Here is a 21,735-nt window from a genome sequence, read left to right as displayed (position 1 = left end):
GGAGATGTGATTAAAAATGAATTATAAAATGCTTAAAAAACTTGGAATGGGCGTATTGTTGGTTTGTGTTGGATTATTTAGTGCCATGAAAATTTCTGCTTCATCAAAAGAGGAAAAAGCAGCACCTGCTGCTACTGCCAATGTTCAGTTGAAAGATACTCTTGTTGTAGCAATGAAGTCTGATCCTAAAACTCTTGATCCTCAAAAGAGTATTGATACTATGTCCAATAAATCTATTAATCTTATGTATGATTCTCTTTTAGAATTAGATGAAAACCTTAATGTAGTACCTGCCCTTGCTGAAAAATGGGAAAGAATTGATGAATATAGTATTGTTTTTTATTTAAGAAAAGGTGTTAAATTTCATAATGGTGATGAACTGAAAGCTGAAGATGTTAAATTTACATTGGAAAGAGCTGTTGATTCTCCACAAACTATGTATCTTTATAATCCTATTTCTGAAGTTACTATTATAGATGACTATACTGTAAAAGTTACTACAAAAACTCCTTTTGGAGCTCTTCTGCAAAATCTTGCTGCTATTCAAGGGGGAATTGTTAACAAGAAAGTTGTAGAAGCTGCTGGAGAAGATTATGTTAAAAATCCTGTAGGAACTGGACAATACAAATTCAAAGAATGGCTTCCAGGAAATAAAATTGTTTTTGAAGCGTTTAACGATTCATATCATGGTGCTCCTAAAATCAAAGAAATTACTTTTAAAACTGTTCCAGAAGTAAGCAATAGAATGATTTACTTAGAAACTGGAGAAGCTGATATCTCTTTTGATATTGGACTTATGGATAAAGAGGCTGTTAAAAATCACAAAAATTTAGAGTTACTTGAAGTAGAATCTCCTTCTATTCTTTATCTTGGATTTGACCAGACTGTACCTAAGTTTCAAAATAAAAAACTAAGACAAGCAATTGCTTATGCTATTGATAATAATGTTTTTGTAGATGCAATTTTCAGAGGTTCAGCTGTTGCTGCTGACTCAGTTATGGCTAAAGCATCTCCTGCATATAACCCAAATGTAAAAAAATATGATCAAAATATTGAAAAAGCTAAAGAACTTTTAAAAGAAGCAGGATATCCTAATGGACTTAATCTTCAGTTATGGGTAATGGATGATGGACCTAGAGTTGATATGTGTGTTATTATTCAAGACCAGTTAAAAGCTGTTGGTATTAATGTTGAAATTAAAGTTTTTGAATTTGGTGCTTATGTTTCTAAAACAGCTCTTCCTGATAAAGAACTTTACTTTCTTTCATGGAATTCATCTGGAGATGGAGATGCTTCTCTTTATCCTTTGTTCCATTCTACTCAGCATGGAGCATCTGGTAACAGAAGTTTCTATTCTAACAAAGAAGTTGATGCTCTTTTAGATAAAGCAAGAACTTCAGTAGATCAGGATGAAAGAACTGAAATCTACAAAAAAGTACAAGATATTCTTCAAGAAGAACTTCCTCATTACACTTTAGTTTATCCTAAATTAAATCTTGCAAAAAGTACTAAAGTAAAAGGTATGATCTTCAAGAAAAATGGATATGTTGATTTAACTAAAGCATATGTTGAAAAATAAAAGCTGAACCAGTTGGGAGGAAAAAATAAATGCAGACTAAAAAATTAGCAGAAAAATATAAAGATTATGTAATAAAAATGAGAAGAGAATTTCATATGAATCCTGAAGCAAGTATGGAGGAATACAACACTTCAAGGAGGATAAGAGAAGAGCTGGACAAAGCTGGTATTGAAAACAGAAGCATAGCCGGTACTGGGGTTATAGCAACTATCAAAGGTGATCATCCCGGAAAAACTGTAGCTCTGAGAGGTGATATTGACGCTCTGGCTGTAATAGAAGAAAGTGGAAAAGAATATGCTTCAAAAGTTCATGGGCTTATGCACGCCTGTGGACATGATACTCATGGAGCTATGCTTCTGGGATCAGCTATGGTGCTCAATGAAATGAAAGATAAAATCAATGGAACTGTTAAATTTTTCTTCCAGCCTGGTGAAGAAGTTGGAAAAGGTGCTGCTGCTATGGTGGCAGAGGGAGCTCTTGAAGGTGTAGATGGTGTTATGGGAATGCATATTTCCAGTGGACTTCCATCTGGTACTATCAATGCTGACCCTGGTGCAAAGACAGCTTCTGCTGACTATTTTAAAATTACTGTAACTGGAAAAGGTGGACATGGTGCTGAACCTGAAAAAACAATAGATGCTGTTGTTGTTGGTTCTGCTGTTGTTATGAATATGCAGTCTCTTGTCAGCAGAGAATTCAGTCCTTTTGATCCTCTGGTTGTAACAATTGGTTCTATCCAGTCAGGAACTAGATTCAATGTAATAGCTCCAAGAGCTGTTATTGAAGGGACTGTAAGATACTATAACCCAGAATTTAAAGAAAAAGTTCCAGCAGCTATTGAAAGAATAGCTAAGGCTACTGCTGAAGCATATAGAGCAACTGCTGAAATGGAATACTCTAATCTAGTAAAAATAACTATCAATGATGATGCCTGCACTTCCATTGCTCGTGAAGCAGCTGGAAAGATAGTAGGAAAAGAAAATGTAGTAGAAACTCCTCCAGCTACTGGTGGAGAGGATTTTTCTGAATTTTCTTCTATTGTTCCTGGAGTTATGTGCAACTTAGGTGCCAGAAATGAAGAAAAAGGCACTACATATCCACATCATCATGGAAAATTTGATGTAGATGAAGATATATTTGTAGGTGGAGTAGCATTCTATGCTCAATATGCTCTTGATTTCTTAGATAAGAATAAAGATTAAAAAATATTTTAAAATATTTCTTGACTTTTCGTTTTTTTAGTATTACAATCCTCTACAAGAAGTAATCATTTTGAAAAGGAGGACACAGGGTATGTTAAGAACTAACTTAGAATTTAGAGCATTTGTATATTTTTATTACTTTTACTACTTTTTTTACTTTTACTTTAAAAGAAATATATATACAATTATCTCTGATGTTAGGTTTAGTTTTCATAGTTTTAATAACTTTTGTGTTCCTATTGATATCAGTCATAATTAATAGGGAACCCTTATTGGTTATGAGTGTATAAGTCAAATGATTATTTTAGGATAAATAAAAGTATATTTAGAGCAGCCTGACTGGGCTGCTTTTTTTTATACAAAATTTAAGGGGGAAAAAAATGAACAAGAAAATTTTAAAAACATTGGGATTGATACTAACGATACTGGTATTAGTTGGATTTGGAAAAACTGTTGCTGCTGAAAAGAAAACTGGTAATGATACTGCTTTAAAAGAGACTCTTGTTATAGCTCAAAAATCTGATGCTAAAACTCTTGACCCTCAAAAGAGTATTGATACTGTTTCAAACAAAGTTATGCAGATGATGTTTGATACTTTGACTTCTATGGATGAAAATCTTAATATCGAACCAGGGCTTGCTGAAAAATGGGAAAGAGTAGATGATTACAGCATGATCTTCCATTTGAGAAAAGGAGTTAAATTCCACAATGGAGATACAATGACTTCTGAAGATGTAAAGTACTCTCTCGACAGAGCAATAGCTTCTCCACAGGCTTCATACCTTTTTAATCCAATAAAAGAAGTTGCCATCATTGATGAAAACACTGTAAAGGTAACTACAAAAGAACCTTTTGGTCCTTTGCTAAAACATCTGTCTACTACTAATGGTTCTATTATCAACAAAAGAGCTGCTGTAGAGGCTGGGGATGATGTTTTCAAAAATCCTGTAGGAACTGGACAACATAAATTCAAAGAATGGATAACAGGAGACAGAATAGTTCTTGAATCATTCCCTGAGAGTTGGAAAGGTGAATCAAAAATAAAAAATGTGGTTTTTAGAAATATCCCTGAAGTAAGCAACAGAATGATATCTCTGGAAACTGGTGAAATAGATGTAGCTTTCGATATTGGTATCATGGACAGAGAGGCTGTTATGAATCACAAGAAGCTTGAATTAGTAGAAGTGGAAGCTCCTTCAAGTCTTTACCTTGCTTTTGATCAGACAAATCCATTATTTGCTGATATCAGAGTAAGACAAGCCATTGCTTATGCTGTAGACAACAGAGTTCTTGCAGAAGCTGTATTCAGAGGTGCTGCTGTTCCGGCAAATTCAACACTTCCTACTGTAGTAGCTGGATACAATCCTGACTCTAATATCTATGAAGTAAATATAGAGAAAGCTAAGGAGCTTTTAAAAGAAGCTGGATACCCAGATGGCTTCAATATAAAATTATGGGTAAATGATGAGTCTACAAGAGTTGATATGTGTGTCATCATTCAAGATCAGCTGAAAGCTGTTGGGATAAATGTTGAAATAGAAGTTTTTGAATGGGGAACTTACCTTTCAAAAACATTAGAGCAAAATAAACAACTGTACCTTTTCTCATGGAATGTATCTTCTGGAGATGCTGACGCTGCTCTATACCCAATGTTCCACTCTTCACAGAGAAATGGTTCAGCTAACAGAAGCAACTATGTCTCTAAAGAAGCTGACGAACTTTTGGATAAAGCAAGAAACTCTGTAAATGAAGATGAAAGAAACCTTATTTACAAAGAGGTACAAGATATACTTCAAGGAGACCTTCCTCATTACACTTTAGTTTTTCCTAAACTTAATCTGGGAATGAATAAAAATGTAAAAGGGCTTGTTATGAAAAAAACTGGATATATAGATATCTCTAATGCATATGTATTAAGAGAGAAAAAATAATTCTATTTCCATAAATAAAAATATGAGTTAAAATGTATCTAATATTTTAATATATAAGGGGGAAACAAAATGAAATCACAAGAATTAGCTAAAGAATATAAAGATTATGTAATAAATATGAGAAGAGAATTTCATATGAATCCAGAGCCAAGTCTTCAGGAATATGAAACTTCTAAAAGGATAAAAGCAGAACTGGAAAAAGATGGAATAGAATGTGAAATAGTTGCTGATACTGGAGTAGTTGCTACAATACATGGAACTAATTCTGGAAAAACTGTTGCATTAAGAGGAGATATTGATGCTTTGGCTGTTATTGAACAGACTGGAAAAGAATATGCTTCTAAAGTTCATGGATTAATGCATGCATGCGGACACGACTCACATGGTGCTATGCTTCTTGGAGCTGCTAAAGTTCTAAATAAAATGAAGGATGAAATAAATGGTACTGTTAAACTTTTCTTCCAGCCAGGAGAAGAAGTTGTACTTGGAGCCAAGAAAATGATAGCTGCTGGAGTTATGGAAGGAGTTGATGCTATTATGGGAATCCATGTTTCATCAGATGTTCCTTCTGGACAGATATCTGCTGACAGTGGTGCAAGAATGGCCTCAGGAGATATGTTCAAAATAACTGTAACTGGAAAAGGTGGACATGGAGCAAGACCTGAGCAGTGTATAGATGCTGTTGTAGTAGGTTCTGCTATTGTTATGAACCTTCAGCCTATTATCAGCAGAGAGTATTCACCTTTTGACCCTGCTGTACTTACTGTGGGAGAAATTAAATCTGGAACTAGATTCAATGTTATAGCTCCTACTGCTATATTGAGCGGTACTACTAGATGTTACAGTCCTGAAGTTAGGAAGAATTTCTTTGACTCTATAACAAGAGTAGCTAAATCTACAGCTGAAGCTTACAGAGCCACTGCAGAAGTAGAATTTACAGAAGGAGTAGGACCAACTATCAATGATGATAACTGTGCTGCTCTAGCAAGAGAAACTGCTGCTTCTCTTGTAGGAAAAGAGAATGTTATTACTGTTCCTCCGTCTACTGGAGGAGAAGATTTCTCATTTTTTTCTAATATAGTTCCTGGGGTTATGGTTAAACTTGGAACTGGAAGCAAAGAAAAAGGAACTGACTTCCCTCATCATCATGAAAAATTTGATATAGATGAAGATATGCTTGAAGTTGGTACTGCATTATATGCTCAATTTGCTTTAAATTATTTATCAAGTAATAAATAGGAGATTATCATGAAAAAAGAAATCATTCTTCTTGGAAATGAAGAATTATATCAGATAAGTGAACCATTAAAAAAAGATGAAATAGAAAATATCAAATCTATAGTTCAAAATCTTCACGATACATTATTGGATTTTAGAGAAAAGTATCATGCTGGTCGTGCTATTGCAGCACCTCAGATAGGTATAAAGAAAAGACTGCTTTATATGTTTATTGATAAACCTGTAATTTTTATAAATCCAGTTCTTGAATTTCCAGATGATGAAATGATGGAAGTATTAGATGATTGTATGTCTTTTCCAAATCTGCTTGTTAAAGTAATGCGTCACAAAAGATGCAGAATAAAATATTTAGATATGAATTGGGAGGAACAGGTAATGTCTTTAGAGGGAGATCTTGCTGAACTTCTACAGCATGAATATGATCATCTTAATGGAATACTTGCTACAATGAGAGCAATAAATAATAAATCATTTATAATAAAAAAGTTAATTAAAAAATAAAGTTATTTATATTGCAAAAAAGAAACCAAGTAAAAAGAAATATAAAATTTGGAATTGATTAGAAGATTTTAGAATAATATAGCAAAATAGAATGATGAAAAATACAAATATTTGAAGCTTTAGCTGAGTTTTGTATTTTCAATGAGATGAGTCTAATTATTCAAGATTTTCTAATATGGAATAATTTTATATTTCTTTTTTATTTATTATTTTTAATTCCTCTATCACTTTATATGACTATTTCCTATAAATAAAGTTCTTATTTATTTCTCTTTGCTCTTTGTAAGTTCACTTATCAAAGTAGAACTTAAAATTAGAATTCCTCCTACTATCTGTAATACTCCCATTCTTTCTCTCAAAAATATAGCTGAAATTATTACAGCAGATATAGGATCTATATAGCTCATAACTGCTATAGTCTGACCTTTCAATTCTTTCAAAGATGAAAAATATAGTAGATACGCAAGTCCAGTATGAACTACTCCCAATATCAATATATATGGTATTGAAGATACAGGCATTCTAAAAATATTAAATCCTTCAACAGTAAATACATAAGGCATAAGCACAACCGCTGCTAAAATTAACTGTATATAAGTTGTTTCAAGACTTTTTAAGTTTTTTAAAAATTTATTCATAAGTACAACACTTGCATAAAAAGCTGCTGCTGCAAGTCCATAAGAAATTCCTAGAAAATCATTTCTCCCCTCAGCAGCTCCCCCACTGTTTCCTACTATACACATCATTCCCAGCATTGCACAGGCAACACAGAGTATTTTTTTTAGAGTAAGTTTTTCTTTCAATATAAATGGCGAAAGAAGCATAACAAAAACTGGTGCAAAATAATAACTTAATGTAGCATTAGAAATAGTTGTATATTTATATGCCTGAAACAGAAATATCCAGTTCAATCCAATTGCTCCCCCTGATAATAATAGAAGCAGAAGATTTGCTTTTACATCTTTAAAAGAAACTTTATTTTTTGTAAGAAGAGAAACTACAACAAGAATAATTCCCCCTATTACTCCTCTTACCAATGCTATTTCACTGGAAGTCAAATCTATATTTTTTACAAATAATCCTATTGTTCCAAATATCAGCATTGCACTTACATTTCTTAACTTCGCTCCCATTCTTTCCCCCTATGTATAAAAAGAATGATGAGGTGATTTATAAAATCATACTCATCATCTTAGTTATTAATCTAATTTAAGTTCTGTTTTTAAATATTTTAATAATTCTTCTCTTGTTTCTTCATTTTTAAGTCCAAATTCTATATTAGCTTTCAGAAGTCCAACTTTATTACCAATATCATATCTTTTTCCTTCAAAGTTGTAAGATAGAACTCTTTCTCCATCTTTAAGCATATCCAATATAGCATCTGTAAGCTGTATCTCTCCACCTTTTCCTGGTTTAACTTCTTCAAGATATTTAAATATCTTTCCTGTAAGAAGATATCTTCCAAGACAAGCAAAATTTGAAGGTGCTTCCTCAATGGATGGTTTCTCTATAAAATCTTCTATAACACAAGTACTCTCATCAAGTCTTTCAATAGGTTTAACTATTCCATATTTAGAAATATCTTTTTCTTCTACTTCCTGACACCCTACTATACTTGAACCATATTTTTCATACACATCTATCAATTGCTTAGCTACTGGTCTTTCTGGATTATATACTATATCATCTCCCAAAGCTATAACAAAAGGATCATCTCCTATAAAAGATTTTGCTTTTAATATAGCATGTCCCAATCCTTTGGGAAGATTCTGTCTTACATAAAAAATATTTGCCATAGTTGAAAGATTTTCTATTTTTTCTAAAAGCTCATCTTTTCCATCTTTTTGTAATGTATTTTCAAGTTCATATGAATAGTCAAAGTGATCTTCTATAGAATTTTTATTTCTCCCTGTAACAATTACTATATCTGTGATTCCAGATTCTACAAGTTCTTCTACAATATATTGCAAAGAAGGTTTGTCAACTATTACAAGCATCTCTTTAGGCTGTGCCTTTGTAGCAGGTAATACTCTTGTTCCTAACCCTGCTGCTGGAATTACTGCCTTTGTGACTTTTTTCATTCTATATTTTCCTCCTATATATTCCTTATTTTGCTCTTGACCCTACTACTATACTTTTATCTACTTCTACTAATTTTAATCCATTTACTTTGTCTTCAGTGCTTAGAAGCATTCCCTGAGATACTTCACCTCTTAATTTAACTGTTTTCAAATTAGTTATAGCAAGAACTTTTTTACCTACTAATTTTTCAGGTTCTGGGTATGATTTTGCAATACCAGAAACTATCTGTCTGGCATGATCTCCAATACTTACTTTAAATTTAAGAAGTTTATCTGCTCCAGCTATTTTTCCAGCTTCTAATATTTCCACAACCTGTATTTTCAATTTATCAAATTCAGAAATATCTACAGCATTTTCTATTACTAATTCTGGATCAATTGCCATTGGATCTTTTTTAGGTTCAAGAGCTTCTAAATCAAGTCTTGGGAATATTGGTTCAGCATTTCCTAGTATATGTCCTGCTGGAAGAAGATCCCAACCTTCAACATCTGATACTCTAGCATCTCTTACAGATTTTTGTACCCCTAATTGATCCCAGATTTTTTGGGCTGCTGTTGGCATATATGGATAAATCATTACAGCAGTTTTATATAATCCATTTACTAAATGATTCATTACAACTGCCAATCTATCTTTTTTATCATCATCTTTTGCAAGTGTCCAAGGTGCAGTTTCATCAATATATTTATTAAGTCTTGATATAAATTTCCATATTGCTTCAAGAGATTTTGAAAATTGAACTATATTCATCTGCTCAGTGACTTCATTTAAAGTTTCATTCCATAAATTTTCTATTTCATCATCAAAAGTATCTCTTGTTATTCCAGCAGTAATTACACCATCAAAATATTTTTTATACATCCCTAATGTTCTATTTAATAGGTTTCCTAAATCATTTGCAAGATCAGAATTTATTCTAGTAACTACTGATTTTGTTGAATAATCTCCATCATTTCCAAATTGAACTTCTCTAAGAAGACAATATCTGAAAGCATCTACACCATATTTTTTGCTTTCTGCTACTGGGTCCACTACATTCCCTCTAGATTTAGACATTTTTTCCCCTTCAGAAGTCCACCATCCATGAGCAACAATGTTATCTGGAAGTTTTACTCCTGCTGATAAAAGCATACAAGGCCAAATAATAGCATGGAATCTTACTATATCTTTTCCTAACAGATGCATAACTTCTCCATTAGTCCAGAATTTATCAAATAATTCAGAGTTATTTTCATACCCTACTGCTGTAAGATAGTTAGTAAGAGCATCAAACCATACATAAGTTATATGTCCTGGAGCAAATTCTATTGGAATACCCCATTCAAAAGTATTTCTTGATATAGATAAGTCTTGTAATCCCTGTTTAATAAAAGAAACAACTTCATTCTTTCTTGAACGGGGAAGAATGAAATCTGGGTGAGAATCTATATGAGCTAAAAGAGCATCCTGGTATTTTGACATTTTAAAGAAATATGATTCTTCTTTTACTACTCTTAATTCTTTTCCACAGTCAGGACAATGATTTCCATTTACTATCTGATTTTCAGGAACAAATGTTTCACAAGATACACAATATTTTCCTGAGTATTCTCCTTTATATATATCTCCATTATCATAAACTTTTTTTAGTATTTTCTTTACAGCTTCCTTATGTCTTGGTTCTGTAGTTCTTATAAAGTCTGTATATTCTATATTTAAAGCTTTCCACATTTCCACAAATTTTGGTGCCATTATATCTGTCCACTCTTGAGGTGTATATCCCTTTTGTTTAGCTGTTTCTTCTATTTTTTGTCCATGTTCATCAGTTCCAGTCAAAAAGAATACATCATATCCCATAGTTTTTTTATATCTAGCTATAACATCTGCTGCTATAGTTGTATAAGCACTTCCAACATGTGGATCTCCATTTACATAATAAATAGGTGTTGTTACATAAAAATTCTTACTCATTATATCTCTCCTCTTTATGATTAGACATTCCTACTAAAAATATTTTTCAGCTTCTTTATCTAATTCATTTAATTTATTTTTTAAAATTTCACAATATTCTTCTATATTTGCATCTTTGGGTATTTCTATTGGATCTCCCATCAAAAATACCATTGTTGTAAAAGGTTTTGGAAATTGAAATTTATCCCATGCTCTATTAAACGTCCATTTTCTCTTATAGGCCCCTCCCAGGGGAACCATCCGCATCTTTCCCTTTTGAGCTAAATAAATCATTCCAGGTTTCACCTCATATATAGGCCCTTTAGGTCCATCTACTGGAGTTCCTATACTATAGCCTTTTTTCATCAGTTTAATAAGAGATATTAAACTGGATGTTGAATTTTTATCTGAAGAACCTCTTACCATATGAAATCCCATTTTTTCCAATGGAACAGAAATAAGCTCACCATCTTTTGATGGACTGGCAAGCACTGCTCTTTTCTCTATATAATTAAGACAAAGAGTTGGAGCTACAAGTTTATTATGCCAGAATGCAAAAACATAACTCTCCTCATTTTCTTTGACTTTTTCATTTTTTATTATTTTTATATTTAATGTTTTTCCTACTATTTTCAGTATGTAATAAAGAATTAGTCCATACCTTCGATATTTAACTGCTTCTCTCTCCCTACTCATGTCAATTCTCCTCAAGTTAATTATAGTATTTATTAATTATAGCACATTGAACTAATTTTAAAAAGTAGCTTTCTAAAAAAGCTTTTAACCTTTTTTATCGTATTTATAAAAAAAGCTGAGTAACATTTAAAAAAATGTTTTACTCAGCTCTCTTTTTTGTATAATATAGTTACCACCCTAATTATACAAAGGAGACATACATGCAAATCAAACATATTATCTCTAAAATCAATATAACAAATCTTTTAGGTAAAATCAAGAAATATTTTAAAAATGAGCATTTTGAGGATGTTAAACAGACTATTCAAAAATTCTTAGCTTGTTCTATTGATAAATCTTTTCTCTCTCTTCAATGCCCTAATTGTCATGATGCGCATAAAATTAAAGTTACTTGTAAATCTAGATTTTGTCCTTCCTGCGGTAAACGTTATTCTGCTCTTTGAACTGAAAAAACTTCCACTTCTCTTATTGATGTTAAACATAGAAGTGTCCTTTTTACTATTCCTGAAGAACTTAGAATGTTTTTCTTCTATGATAGAGATCTTTTAACTAAGCTTGCTTATGCTGTTAATGATGTTTTTAAATATCAATTTCATAACATTAAAGCAAAAAATCAAAGAATTCATAAAATTTCAAAATATTCTTCTAAATACTTTACTAACTCAGATATCATTCATTATGGATTGATTACTGTTATTCACACCTTTGGACGCGATCTTAAATGGAACCCTCATATTCATGCTATTGTTACTTTAGGTGGTTTCAATAAAAACTACCAATTTCTTGAAAAAAAATATTTTCATGTCAATTCCATTGCTGGACAATGGAAAAAAATGGTTATTGATATTGTTAAATCTGGAAATTATGACAAGCCTGAAATTAAAGCTAAAGCTTATGCTGCTGCTAACTACCTTTATCGCAAAAATACAAGATTCTTTTTCAATGTTGCAAAAAATGATTTAAATAATAATATTTATGCAATTAAATATATTGGCAGATATCTAGCAAGAGCTCCTATCGCAGAATATAAAATTATTGATTTTTATGATAATAAGGTTACTTTCTATTATGAAAGTCTTGCTGATGATAAACAAAGAATTGAGCTTACTTTAGATGCAGAAACATTTCTTTCCAAATTAATTATTCACATTCCCCCTAAACATTTCAAAATGATTAGGCGCTTTGGAATCTATTCTAGAAATATTAAATCAGAACTTAAAAACATCATGAAATTCATGAGAAAATATGTCTCTAAATATTCCAATTTTACTTTTTATCAACTTGAAATATGGAAAGCTTTTGGAGTAAATCCTTTTTATTGTTTTAAATGTAATACCAGAATGAAAGTTAAAAAAATATCATATTTTAATATACATACAGGCTCCATTTGCTGGAAAGAATATCGCTAAATAGCTGATTAACAATCAGCTTTTTTGTGCTGTCAATTTTAATCTTATTCAATTAATATATCTAGTATGAATACAAAATAATTAATATTTTTTATTTTTTCAACAAATTTATCAAATTATAATTTCCTAAGAAATAAAAAAAGAAGCTGAATAATTCAGCTTCAAAAATATTTTTTATTTTTTAGAAGAAAATTTTATTTTATAGTTCTTTATAAATTCGCAAACAAAAATTAAAAATATACTTGCAAATAATCCCAGTACAGCCCCTACTCCTAAAAATAAAATCAATGGTTTCCCTGATTTTATAATTTCTACAGGAGTTAGCACTTTTATCATATTTCCATATTTAACTTCGTAAAATTCTTTATTTATAATATTAGCCTGCTCTATTATTTCATTTAATTTATTTATCAGCATATCTATGCTTTCATTTATTTCTTTACTCTCTTTCTTTGTTGGGTAACTAATTTTTGATATTTCTTCTTCTTTAAACTTAATTTCATATTCCACATTTTTTATCAAAGTATTAACAAGAAGATATTTTTCAATTAATTTTGAATAATATTCATTTTCTGTTTCAAGTTTTATTCCCATTTCTCCCATAGAAGGAACTATTATTTGTCTATTTGTTGGCTTGTATTCATCCAATATTGCTTTTATTACTCCTGATTCACCAATTAATTTTTCTTTTTTTAATTTTAGAAGTTTTATATCTGCTCTAAATTTAGTTTCTCTTGAATTTTTTGAATTTGATAATCCTTTTATATCTAGAAATGATTCTAATTTTCTTAATTCTATATTTTGAAGATTATCAAGTCTATTAGCTAACTCTACAAATGAATATCCTAAAGCTTTAGAAGAATAGTTTATTTTATCATCTAAAGAAAAGTTAATCTTTAAATTTTTAATTTTTTCATTAAACAATAATAAATAATCATCATAATCATAAATATCATTTACTTTTTCCATAAATAATATTTCAGTTTTAGGTTTATATTTTTCTTCAAATTCTTTTATTCCTTCTTCTGATAATTTTTCTAATACCTCTTTATTTTTTTCCTTCATTTTTATTTTATATTGTGTAGGATAATAACTTATTATTTCCCCTTTTTTTAGAGATGATTCTATTTTTTGAGAAATATTTTCAGGAATAATTCCTTCAATCTTTAATGAATTTCTAAAATCAGCAAATTTTTTTGCTTTTATTGCTTTCCCCTCATATTCATCAAATACTAAATTTAAAGTTTTTATACTTATAAGATTTTCCTTTGTAAAAGGAGTTTTATCTGGATTTAATCCTGATTCCAATTCAGGATAATTAAGTGCTATTACAACACTCGTTTCTATATTTTTTTGATTAAAAATATATCCAGCTATTCCTGAAATAAAAATAGTTATTACTGTTATACCTATTAACATTAATTTATGATTTAGTAAAATTCTTAATAATTCCATCAAATCTATCTCATCATCTTCCTGATTTTGATAAACTCTTTCTTCTAATTGGTTCATTATCTTTCTCCCTTTTTATTTTGATTTATAGGGAGATTTTAACTCATCAAAATATTTTTGTCAATACAAAAATCTATTTTTAACATAATCAGCACATTAAATATACATTCTTTTATAATAAAATAATTTGATTTCAACTTTTGACATTATACCTCTTAAAATCAAATAAAAATGATATATTTTATTTTTTAAAACAATAAAAATTGACAAAAAATATATTATAGGATAAAATTATTTGTGGATATGGGCTTTCCCAACCAATAAAAACTGATATCTCTCTACTTGAAATATTAAAATTATAAAATACTATATATAGGAGTTGTTATGAATCAATTAGAAAGAAAAGAATACTATGAAGAAGATGAAATTGATATCTATGAATTAGTAGATATTATCATCAAAAGAAAAATATTAGTTTTAGGAATTTTTATTATCTGCTCTTTGTTAGGATTAGGAGCTGCATTATTTGTCAGAAGTCTTAAAGAAGATACTCTAGCTTTAAAATTTAATATTAATTATTCTAAAATTGAAAGTAATTATTTTTTTAAAAAGTCTGGACTGACTCTTACTAGAATCAATATAAATAATATTTTAATTACTAACAAATATGTTGATGAATTTTTCAAAATAAAAGATCTTAACAATCTTTATTTAGAAAAAGTAAAAGAAGAAAATAAAACTGATTATTCTAAATCTAAATTTTTAAATAATATTTTAAAGGTATCTTATAATAATGATGGAAATAATTATACTGTATCAGTTACTATGAAAAAAAATCCTGAACTTCAAAAAGATATCTTGAATAAATATATTGAGATTATAAAATCTATTAATCATACACAGGTTGATGATGAAATAGAAAACAGATATGCTTTTATTAAAACTGAGAACATATCTTCAAAAGAAAAACTTAATTCAATAGAAAATAATATTAAAGAAATTCTTGAAAAAGAAAAAAATTTTATGACAAAAGATACTAACATCAAAGAATTCATAGAATATACTAATCCTGTATTAGCTGTAGAAAAAGAAAAAATAAGTGATTTATATAATCAAAGTGCTGAAATGCTAATTGGCTTAGATGGATTAAAAAGAGATGATAACATAAAGAATATAATTTCTTTAGATTCTTCTGTTTATGAAATAGAAACAAAAAGTAAAGCAAAAATGATTTTAGTTATTGGAATATTATTTGGAATGGTACTTGGAATAATGAGTGCTTTTATTGCTGAATTTATAGATAATTACAAAAAAAGAACAAATACTCTTGTAAAAAAATAAAATTGAAGCTGTCTTAGGGCAGCTTTTTTTACATCTTTTTTCCAATTAACTCAAGTTAAATTTTTAATATAAAAAGGCTACAGATAAAATTACCTATCCATAGCCCTTTACTTAATTAAAATTAAATTTTACTTACATCAAATACATCTAATTTTGCTTCATCTACATGTCTATCCTGCATTCTAAGTATAGCACTTATAGTATCAAGAGATGTTAATACCTCTACTCCATACTCTATTGCTGTTCTTCTCATTTTAAATCCATCTCTTTGAGCATCATTTGCTTTTGTTGGTGTATTTATTAATAAATCTACTTCTCTATTTTTCAATACATCTGAGATATTTGGTGATGGTTCATCTATCTTATTTACTACTGTTGCTTCTACTCCATTTTCTGCTAGAAATTTTTGTGTCCCACTTGTTGCAAATAGGATTGAGCCATGCTCTACTAAACTTTTAGCAATTGGTAGAAACTCATCTTTATCCTTATCTCTAATAGTTACTAATATCTTTCTGTCTTTAATCAAATGTACTCTTTTTGCTCCTAATAGTCCTTTGTAGATAGCTTCATCTACATTGTTTCCTACTCCCAGTACCTCTCCTGTTGACCTCATTTCTGGTCCTAATGATACTTCTACACTTGATAATTTTTCTGTTGAGAATACTGGTACTTTTACTGCTACCACATTTGGTTTCTTATAAATTCCTGTTCCATATGGCATATCTTTCAGTTTTTCTCCGAGAGCTACTCTTGTTGCGATTTCAATAACTGGTACTCCTGATACTTTTGAGATATATGGAACTGTTCTTGATGATCTTGGATTTACTTCTATTACATAAAGTTCATTTTCATATGCGATAAACTGGATGTTCATCATACCTTTTACCTCTAGAGCTTTTGCTATTTTATAAGTTATCTCAAGAATTTTATCCTCTGTTCCTTCATATAAATTTTGTTGAGGATAAATAGTAATAGAATCTCCTGAGTGTATACCTGCTCTTTCTAAATGCTCCATTACTCCTGGAATAAGTACCTCTTCTCCATCACACACTGCATCTACTTCCAATTCAATTCCATTTAGATATTTATCTATCAATACTGGATTTGATGGATCTCTGTCAAATGATGCTTCCAGATATTTTACTAGATTATATTCATCATGGCATATTTCCATTCCTTGTCCACCTAATACATATGATGGTCTTACTAATACTGGATAATTTATTTCATTTGCTATTTCTATTCCATGAGCTACATCCCATACTGCTCTTCCTTTGGGTCTTTTTATATCCAATTCTTCCATCATTTCTTCAAATCTTTCTCTGTCTTCTGCTTCGTCTATTTTATCTGCACTTGTTCCTATTACCTTAATTCCTCTGTCGCTCAAATCATTTGCTAATTTGATTGCTGTCTGTCCTCCAAATTGAAGTATTACTCCCTCTGGCTTTTCTTTTTCAAGGATATTCATTATATCTTCTGTTACCAATGGTTCAAAGTATAGTTTATCTGCCGTTGAGAAGTCTGTTGATACTGTTTCTGGATTATTATTGATTATTATACTTTCTATTCCTAACTTTTTCAATGTCTTTACTGCATGAACTGTACAGTAGTCGAATTCTATCCCTTGTCCAATTCTGATTGGTCCTGATCCTATTACTACTATTTTTCTCTTATTAGATACTTCTACCTCATCATATTGGTCATATGTTGAATAATAATATGAAGATGTTGCTTTAAATTCTCCAGCACAAGTATCAACCATTTTATATACTGGTAGTATATGAAGTTCTTTTCTCTTAGAAGTTATATCTTCTTCACTTATTTTCATAAGTTCAGCTATACCTTTATCTGAAAACCCTTTCTTTTTAAGTTTTCTTAAATAAATTTCATCTAAATCTCTAAGAGACATTCTTTTTATTATTTCTTCCTGTTTAACAATCCATTCGATTTTCTCCATAAAGAATTTATCTATTCCAGTAATCTTCTGTAACTTTTCTTTAATATATCCTCTTCTAAGCATCTCTGCCACTATAAAGATTCTCTCATCATCTGGTTTTACAACTGCTGCTTTTAACTCTTCCATAGTCATTTTCTTAGCAACTGGATGCTCTAAGTTGTATCTTCCTATTTCAAGTGATCTGATACCTTTTAAGAATGCAGCTTCAAAGTTATTTCCTATTGCCATAACTTCCCCTGTTGCCATCATTTTTGTTCCCAATCTTCTATTTGCTTTTTTAAACTTATCAAATGGCCATTTAGGTATTTTTACAACTATATAGTCAATTGTAGGATCAAAACAAGCATAAGTAGTTTGAGTGGCCTCATTAACTATCTCATTAAGAGTGTATCCCATAGCTAATTTTGTTGATACTCTTGCAATAGGATATCCTGTTGCTTTAGAAGCTAGTGCTGATGATCTTGATACTCTTGGATTGATTTCTATTATTGCATATTCAAATGATTTTGGATGAAGAGCAAATTGTACATTACATCCTCCAATAACTCCAACTTCATTTACTATTTTTACAGCTGAAGCTCGCAACATTCTGCATTCTTTATCAGATAAAGTTTGTGTAGGAGCAACAACTATTGAATCTCCAGTATGAATTCCTACAGGATCAACATTTTCCATATTACATACAACTATTGTATTTCCATTTTTATCTCTTATCACTTCATATTCTATTTCTTTCCAACCATAAATAGACTTTTCAAGAAGAACCTGACCTACCATTGATAGAGCTAGCCCTTTCATAAGTATATCTTCTAATTCATTAGGATCATTTGCTATTCCTCCACCAGTTCCCCCTAATGTATAAGCAGGTCTTACAACTATTGGATATCCTATCTCTCTTGCTACTTCAAATCCTTCTTCAAGGCTCTCTACCACTTTACTTTGAATAATAGGCTCTCCAAGTTTATTCATAGTTTCCCTGAATATTTCTCTGTCTTCACCTTTTTTAATAGCTTCTACAGAAGTACCTATTACTTTTACTCCATATTTTTCAAGAATACCTTTTTCATGTAACTCTACTACCATGTTCAGACCAGTTTGTCCTCCCATTCCAGCTATTACAGAATCTGGTCTTTCTTTAGCTATTACCTTTTCAACAAAATCAAAAGTAATTGGCTCAATATATATTCTATCAGCTACTGCTTTATCTGTCATTATTGTTGCTGGATTAGAGTTGATAAGTACAACTTCTATTCCTTCTTTTTTCAATGTTTCACAAGCCTGAGTTCCTGAATAGTCAAACTCTGCTGCTTGTCCTATTATGATTGGTCCTGAACCTATTACCAGTGTTTTCTTTATAGACTTATCTAACATTTTATCCTCCTAATTTTCAAATTCTTCATCCATATCACAATATTCAATTCCTTCTAAATTTACCCCTTTTTCAATAAGAGATAAAAAGTCAGCAAACACATTGTTTGAATCTTCTGGATAAAAATCGGGCATAAATTGAACTCCCATAGCTGCAAGATCATCACATCTAAATCCTTCTACTGTTTTATCATTAAGATTAAAATGTGTAGCTTCAGAAGATATTCCTAATTTTTCTATTGAATATCCATGATTTTGAGAGGTTATATATATTTTATCTCTTTTTAAGTCTTCAACAGGATGATTTACCCCTCTATGCCCATTATTCATTTTTGCTACCTTTCCACCTAGAGCTAAGTTAATTATTTGGGCTCCTAAAGAAATTCCAAGCATTGGAATATTAGCTAACGTTCCTCTTACAGCTCTAACTATTCTATCCATTTCATTTGGATTTCCAGGTCCACTTGAAATTATAAGTCCGTCAAGTTTGTGTTTTAACAATTCATCTGATGAAGTATCATAAGGAAATACTGATACAGCAAATCCCATTTTTTCCAATGTATCTAAAGTACTTCTCTTTACTCCTAAATCTAACACACCTATTTTCAATCCATTTCCTCCAATTTCAATTATTCCTTTTCTGCTTACTTGCTCTACTGCATTTTCATATGAAAAGTTATCAAATCTTTCTTTTAATTCCTTATGTGTTAATTCTTTATCTGTAATAATAGCCTTCATTGAGCCATTATCTCTTATTATTTTAGTTAACTCTCTTGTATCTACTCCTTTGAATCCAACTACATTATACTGACTTAAAAAACCTTCTAAAGTCATTTCACATCTGAAATTATTTGGAAGTTTTGCATCTTCTTTTATAATAAATCCTTTCAAATGTATTTTATCTGATTCCATATCTTCAAGATTTAACCCATAGTTTCCAACCATTGGGTAAGTCATAACAACTATTTTTCCATAAAAAGATGGATCAGTTAAAATTTCTTGATATCCAGTCATTCCAGTAGTAAAAACTATTTCCCCAGTTGTTTCTCCAAAATGTCCAAAAATTTTTCCATCAAAACTCATACCATTTTCTAGAATAAGCTTTCCTTTCATTTTCCCTCCTCTAAAAAAAAAGATATAACTACAAAAGTTATATCTCTATAATATAAAAATTTAAATTGTAATCATAAAGTGTAAAATTAGAAAAAATCTTTCTTAAAAAAAAATAAAAAAACGAATTAAAAAAGTTTGGTACAAATATCTGTTTGTTGATAAGCATTGATATTTCTGACCTTTTCATCTCTTTCCTCCTAATTTTTACTAAGAAGTATTATAACTATTTTTCACTAATTTGTCAAGAAATTTAAAAATATATTTATTATATAAATATCTATTTCAAATTAATTATATCAAATAATCAATTGACATGCTATATTTTTTAATGTAACATTTATAAATATTAAACAATTTAAGTCTGGAGGGAAAAATGTTTAAACTAGAAAGTATTAAAAAAGAACTTTATACTGTTGAAGATACTTACAAAAAAGATATTGAAGCTGTATGTGACTATATTTTTAAAAATCCCGAGCTAGGAGAGAAAGAATTCCTTTCTTCAAAATATCTTATAGACCTTTTAAAGAAAAATGATTTTACTGTAAAGGAAAATTATTGTGGACTTCCTACTGCTTTCAGAGCTGAATTTGGAGATGATAATGGACCAAGCATAGCTTTTCTTGCTGAGTATGATGCTCTTCCTGGATATGGACCTGATAAAGTTCCTGGACATGCTTGTGGACATAACTGGATAGCTGCTGGAACTTATGGAGCTGCTCTTGTTTTATCAAAATTTAAAAATAATTTTAAAGGTAAAATAATTCTAATTGGAACTCCAGCAGAGGAAACTTTAGGTGGAAAAGTAAATATGGTTGAACAAAATGCTTTTGATGATATTGATATTGTCCTTCAAATGCACTTAGAAGCTAATAATAATCTTAACTGTAAAACTCTGGCTATTGATTGTATAAAATTCCAGTTCACTGGTAAGGCTGCTCATGCTGCTGCTCATCCAGATGAAGGAATAAATGCCTTAGATGCTGTTCAATTAATGTATAGTGGTATTAATTGTTTAAGACAACATATAACTTCTGATTCAAGAATTCATGGTATTATCACAAGTGGTGGAGATGCCCCTAATACTGTTCCTGATTTTGCTGAATGTAAATTTCATATCAGATCAAATGACAGAGCTTATTTAAACACTCTTACTCAGAAAGTAATAAACTGTGCAAAAGGTGCAGAACTTATGACAGGTGCTGTTTTAAAATATGAAAAATATGAAAATTCATTTGATAATTTGCTGAATCTTCCATCTCTCCAAGATTTAATGCGAAAAAATCTTATAGAAGTTGGAGTAAGCAGTTTTTTAGACGAAAAGCATGGAGCTAGTGGTTCATCAGATATAGGGAATGTAAGTCAGGTTTGTCCTACTATGTATACAGAATTAGCTCTTGATATTGATGAAGTATGCTTTGTTCATGATGAGGCATATTTGAAATATGTAAATTCAGAAGAAGCATATGATAAACTTCACAAATCTGTAAAAGCTATGACTGGAACTGCTTTGGAACTTTATTGTGAACCTGAATTATTAAAAGTTGTAAAAGAAGATTTTAAAAAATTAAAAAGAAGTTAATTTCTGGTTATTAAAGAATAACTATTGATTTTATTGTGTCCATTTTTTATATTTATAAAAAAAATATAATTGATTCATTTATTATATTTTACTTTTTATGCATGTTGACGTATAATCAGCCTTATAAAATTAAAAAGAAAGATAGAGGCGCAGAAAACATCAGTAGGATCATTTAGTTTAGCAAACAGTGAGGTGATCTGAAAGGGAATTCTGCCGAAATGAAAAAGAATGCTGAAGCTTTTTTGTTGGGAGTATAGATAATATCTGTACTACTGTCATTGATTACTTCAATGGAGTGCTATCTGTGATTCTGATCTATGTGCATTTTTTGCTTTGCATATAATTAAGTTGTTTTGT

Annotated in this window: 15 protein-coding genes, 1 pseudogene and 1 riboswitch; of the genes and pseudogenes, 9 read left to right on the top strand and 7 right to left on the bottom strand. The window is 30.1% G+C overall.

The genetic code is table 11. The annotated features are described in order from the left end of the window. The first annotated feature begins 16 nt into the window (after window positions 1-16). The 5 genes from E0E45_RS02995 (at window position 17) to E0E45_RS02975 (ending at window position 6,452) form a co-directional block, all read left to right on the top strand. Window positions 17-1,579 (top strand): ABC transporter substrate-binding protein, encoded by a 1,563-nt coding sequence (locus E0E45_RS02995; RefSeq protein ID WP_130889787.1) that lies wholly within the window; start codon window positions 17-19, stop codon window positions 1,577-1,579. 29 nt (window positions 1,580-1,608) lie between these two features. Beyond that, a complete protein-coding gene (locus E0E45_RS02990) occupies window positions 1,609-2,781 on the top strand; it encodes an amidohydrolase (RefSeq protein ID WP_130889786.1) in 1,173 nt (390 codons plus the stop codon). Window positions 2,782-3,161: 380 nt separating this feature from the next. Continuing rightward, complete coding sequence (locus E0E45_RS02985) at window positions 3,162-4,712, top strand: ABC transporter substrate-binding protein (protein WP_130889785.1); 1,551 nt, start codon at window positions 3,162-3,164, stop codon at window positions 4,710-4,712. 69 nt (window positions 4,713-4,781) lie between these two features. Continuing rightward, window positions 4,782-5,951, top strand: coding sequence for a M20 metallopeptidase family protein (locus E0E45_RS02980; RefSeq protein ID WP_130889784.1), 1,170 nt, complete (start codon window positions 4,782-4,784; stop codon window positions 5,949-5,951). 9 nt (window positions 5,952-5,960) lie between these two features. Continuing rightward, window positions 5,961-6,452: a peptide deformylase gene (locus E0E45_RS02975; RefSeq protein WP_130889783.1), complete on the top strand. Its 492-nt coding sequence runs from the start codon at window positions 5,961-5,963 to the stop codon at window positions 6,450-6,452. A 263-nt stretch (window positions 6,453-6,715) separates the two neighbouring features. Here E0E45_RS02975 and E0E45_RS02970 read toward each other — a convergent pair whose 3' ends face one another. From E0E45_RS02970 to E0E45_RS02955, 4 genes are all read right to left on the bottom strand, one after another. Beyond that, window positions 6,716-7,585, bottom strand: coding sequence for a DMT family transporter (locus E0E45_RS02970; RefSeq protein WP_130889782.1), 870 nt, complete (start codon window positions 7,583-7,585; stop codon window positions 6,716-6,718). Window positions 7,586-7,651: 66 nt separating this feature from the next. Continuing rightward, a complete protein-coding gene (gene galU, locus E0E45_RS02965) occupies window positions 7,652-8,533 on the bottom strand; it encodes a UTP--glucose-1-phosphate uridylyltransferase GalU (protein ID WP_130889781.1) in 882 nt (293 codons plus the stop codon). 25 nt (window positions 8,534-8,558) lie between these two features. Continuing rightward, the gene (gene metG, locus E0E45_RS02960) at window positions 8,559-10,484 is read right to left on the bottom strand and encodes a methionine--tRNA ligase (protein ID WP_130889780.1); all 1,926 of its coding nucleotides are present in this window, start codon (window positions 10,482-10,484) and stop codon (window positions 8,559-8,561) included. A gap of 33 nt (window positions 10,485-10,517) precedes the next feature. Further along, the gene (locus tag E0E45_RS02955; RefSeq protein WP_130889779.1) at window positions 10,518-11,159 is read right to left on the bottom strand and encodes a lysophospholipid acyltransferase family protein; all 642 of its coding nucleotides are present in this window, start codon (window positions 11,157-11,159) and stop codon (window positions 10,518-10,520) included. A 200-nt stretch (window positions 11,160-11,359) separates the two neighbouring features. Here E0E45_RS02955 and E0E45_RS02950 point away from each other — a divergent pair, with 200 nt between their 5' ends. Both E0E45_RS02950 and E0E45_RS02945 read left to right on the top strand, forming a co-directional pair. Next, window positions 11,360-11,602, top strand: coding sequence for a transposase zinc-binding domain-containing protein (locus E0E45_RS02950; RefSeq protein ID WP_130889724.1), 243 nt, complete (start codon window positions 11,360-11,362; stop codon window positions 11,600-11,602). 15 nt (window positions 11,603-11,617) lie between these two features. After that, window positions 11,618-12,568: pseudogene (locus tag E0E45_RS02945) on the top strand (IS91 family transposase); the annotation flags it as partial. 174 nt (window positions 12,569-12,742) lie between these two features. On the opposite strand, the gene E0E45_RS02940 reads toward E0E45_RS02945, so the two are convergent. Then, on the bottom strand, window positions 12,743-14,080 hold the full coding sequence (locus E0E45_RS02940; RefSeq protein ID WP_130889778.1) for a hypothetical protein: 1,338 nt from the start codon (window positions 14,078-14,080) through the stop codon (window positions 12,743-12,745). A 324-nt stretch (window positions 14,081-14,404) separates the two neighbouring features. Between E0E45_RS02940 and E0E45_RS02935 the strand changes: the two genes are divergently transcribed. Next, window positions 14,405-15,361: a hypothetical protein gene (locus E0E45_RS02935; protein WP_130889777.1), complete on the top strand. Its 957-nt coding sequence runs from the start codon at window positions 14,405-14,407 to the stop codon at window positions 15,359-15,361. A 121-nt stretch (window positions 15,362-15,482) separates the two neighbouring features. On the opposite strand, the gene carB is transcribed toward E0E45_RS02935, so the two are convergent. Beyond that, on the bottom strand, window positions 15,483-18,689 hold the full coding sequence (gene carB, locus E0E45_RS02930; protein ID WP_130889776.1) for a carbamoyl-phosphate synthase large subunit: 3,207 nt from the start codon (window positions 18,687-18,689) through the stop codon (window positions 15,483-15,485). Between the two features lie 9 nt (window positions 18,690-18,698). Next, on the bottom strand, window positions 18,699-19,799 hold the full coding sequence (locus E0E45_RS02925) for a carbamoyl phosphate synthase small subunit (RefSeq protein WP_130889775.1): 1,101 nt from the start codon (window positions 19,797-19,799) through the stop codon (window positions 18,699-18,701). 373 nt (window positions 19,800-20,172) lie between these two features. Here E0E45_RS02925 and E0E45_RS02920 point away from each other — a divergent pair, with 373 nt between their 5' ends. Continuing rightward, window positions 20,173-21,378: a M20 family metallopeptidase gene (locus E0E45_RS02920; RefSeq protein ID WP_130889774.1), complete on the top strand. Its 1,206-nt coding sequence runs from the start codon at window positions 20,173-20,175 to the stop codon at window positions 21,376-21,378. Window positions 21,379-21,512: 134 nt separating this feature from the next. Continuing rightward, window positions 21,513-21,687: riboswitch (Lysine riboswitch) on the top strand. Window positions 21,688-21,735 lie beyond the last annotated feature (48 nt).

The organism is Fusobacterium ulcerans ATCC 49185 (assembly GCF_900683735.1).
Taxonomy (GTDB): Bacteria; Fusobacteriota; Fusobacteriia; order Fusobacteriales; family Fusobacteriaceae; genus Fusobacterium_A; species Fusobacterium_A ulcerans_A.
Note: the sequence above shows the minus strand (reverse complement) of the source record. Positions and strands in the feature narration are given on the sequence as shown.

Bases quoted from the DNA above. Each gene is read 5' to 3' on its own strand.
- E0E45_RS02985 (WP_130889785.1), top strand. From the start codon at position 3,162: ATGAACAAGAAAATTTTAAAAACATTGGGATTGATACTAACGATACTG.
- E0E45_RS02950 (WP_130889724.1), top strand. From the start codon at position 11,360: ATGCAAATCAAACATATTATCTCTAAAATCAATATAACAAATCTTTTA.
- E0E45_RS02935 (WP_130889777.1), top strand. From the start codon at position 14,405: ATGAATCAATTAGAAAGAAAAGAATACTATGAAGAAGATGAAATTGAT.
- E0E45_RS02990 (WP_130889786.1), top strand. From the start codon at position 1,609: ATGCAGACTAAAAAATTAGCAGAAAAATATAAAGATTATGTAATAAAA.
- E0E45_RS02970 (WP_130889782.1), bottom strand. From the start codon at position 7,585: ATGGGAGCGAAGTTAAGAAATGTAAGTGCAATGCTGATATTTGGAACA.
- E0E45_RS02955 (WP_130889779.1), bottom strand. From the start codon at position 11,159: ATGAGTAGGGAGAGAGAAGCAGTTAAATATCGAAGGTATGGACTAATT.
- metG (WP_130889780.1), bottom strand. From the start codon at position 10,484: ATGAGTAAGAATTTTTATGTAACAACACCTATTTATTATGTAAATGGA.
- E0E45_RS02925 (WP_130889775.1), bottom strand. From the start codon at position 19,799: ATGAAAGGAAAGCTTATTCTAGAAAATGGTATGAGTTTTGATGGAAAA.
- E0E45_RS02980 (WP_130889784.1), top strand. From the start codon at position 4,782: ATGAAATCACAAGAATTAGCTAAAGAATATAAAGATTATGTAATAAAT.
- E0E45_RS02995 (WP_130889787.1), top strand. From the start codon at position 17: ATGAATTATAAAATGCTTAAAAAACTTGGAATGGGCGTATTGTTGGTT.
- E0E45_RS02920 (WP_130889774.1), top strand. From the start codon at position 20,173: ATGTTTAAACTAGAAAGTATTAAAAAAGAACTTTATACTGTTGAAGAT.
- E0E45_RS02975 (WP_130889783.1), top strand. From the start codon at position 5,961: ATGAAAAAAGAAATCATTCTTCTTGGAAATGAAGAATTATATCAGATA.
- E0E45_RS02940 (WP_130889778.1), bottom strand. From the start codon at position 14,080: ATGAACCAATTAGAAGAAAGAGTTTATCAAAATCAGGAAGATGATGAG.
- galU (WP_130889781.1), bottom strand. From the start codon at position 8,533: ATGAAAAAAGTCACAAAGGCAGTAATTCCAGCAGCAGGGTTAGGAACA.
- carB (WP_130889776.1), bottom strand. From the start codon at position 18,689: ATGTTAGATAAGTCTATAAAGAAAACACTGGTAATAGGTTCAGGACCA.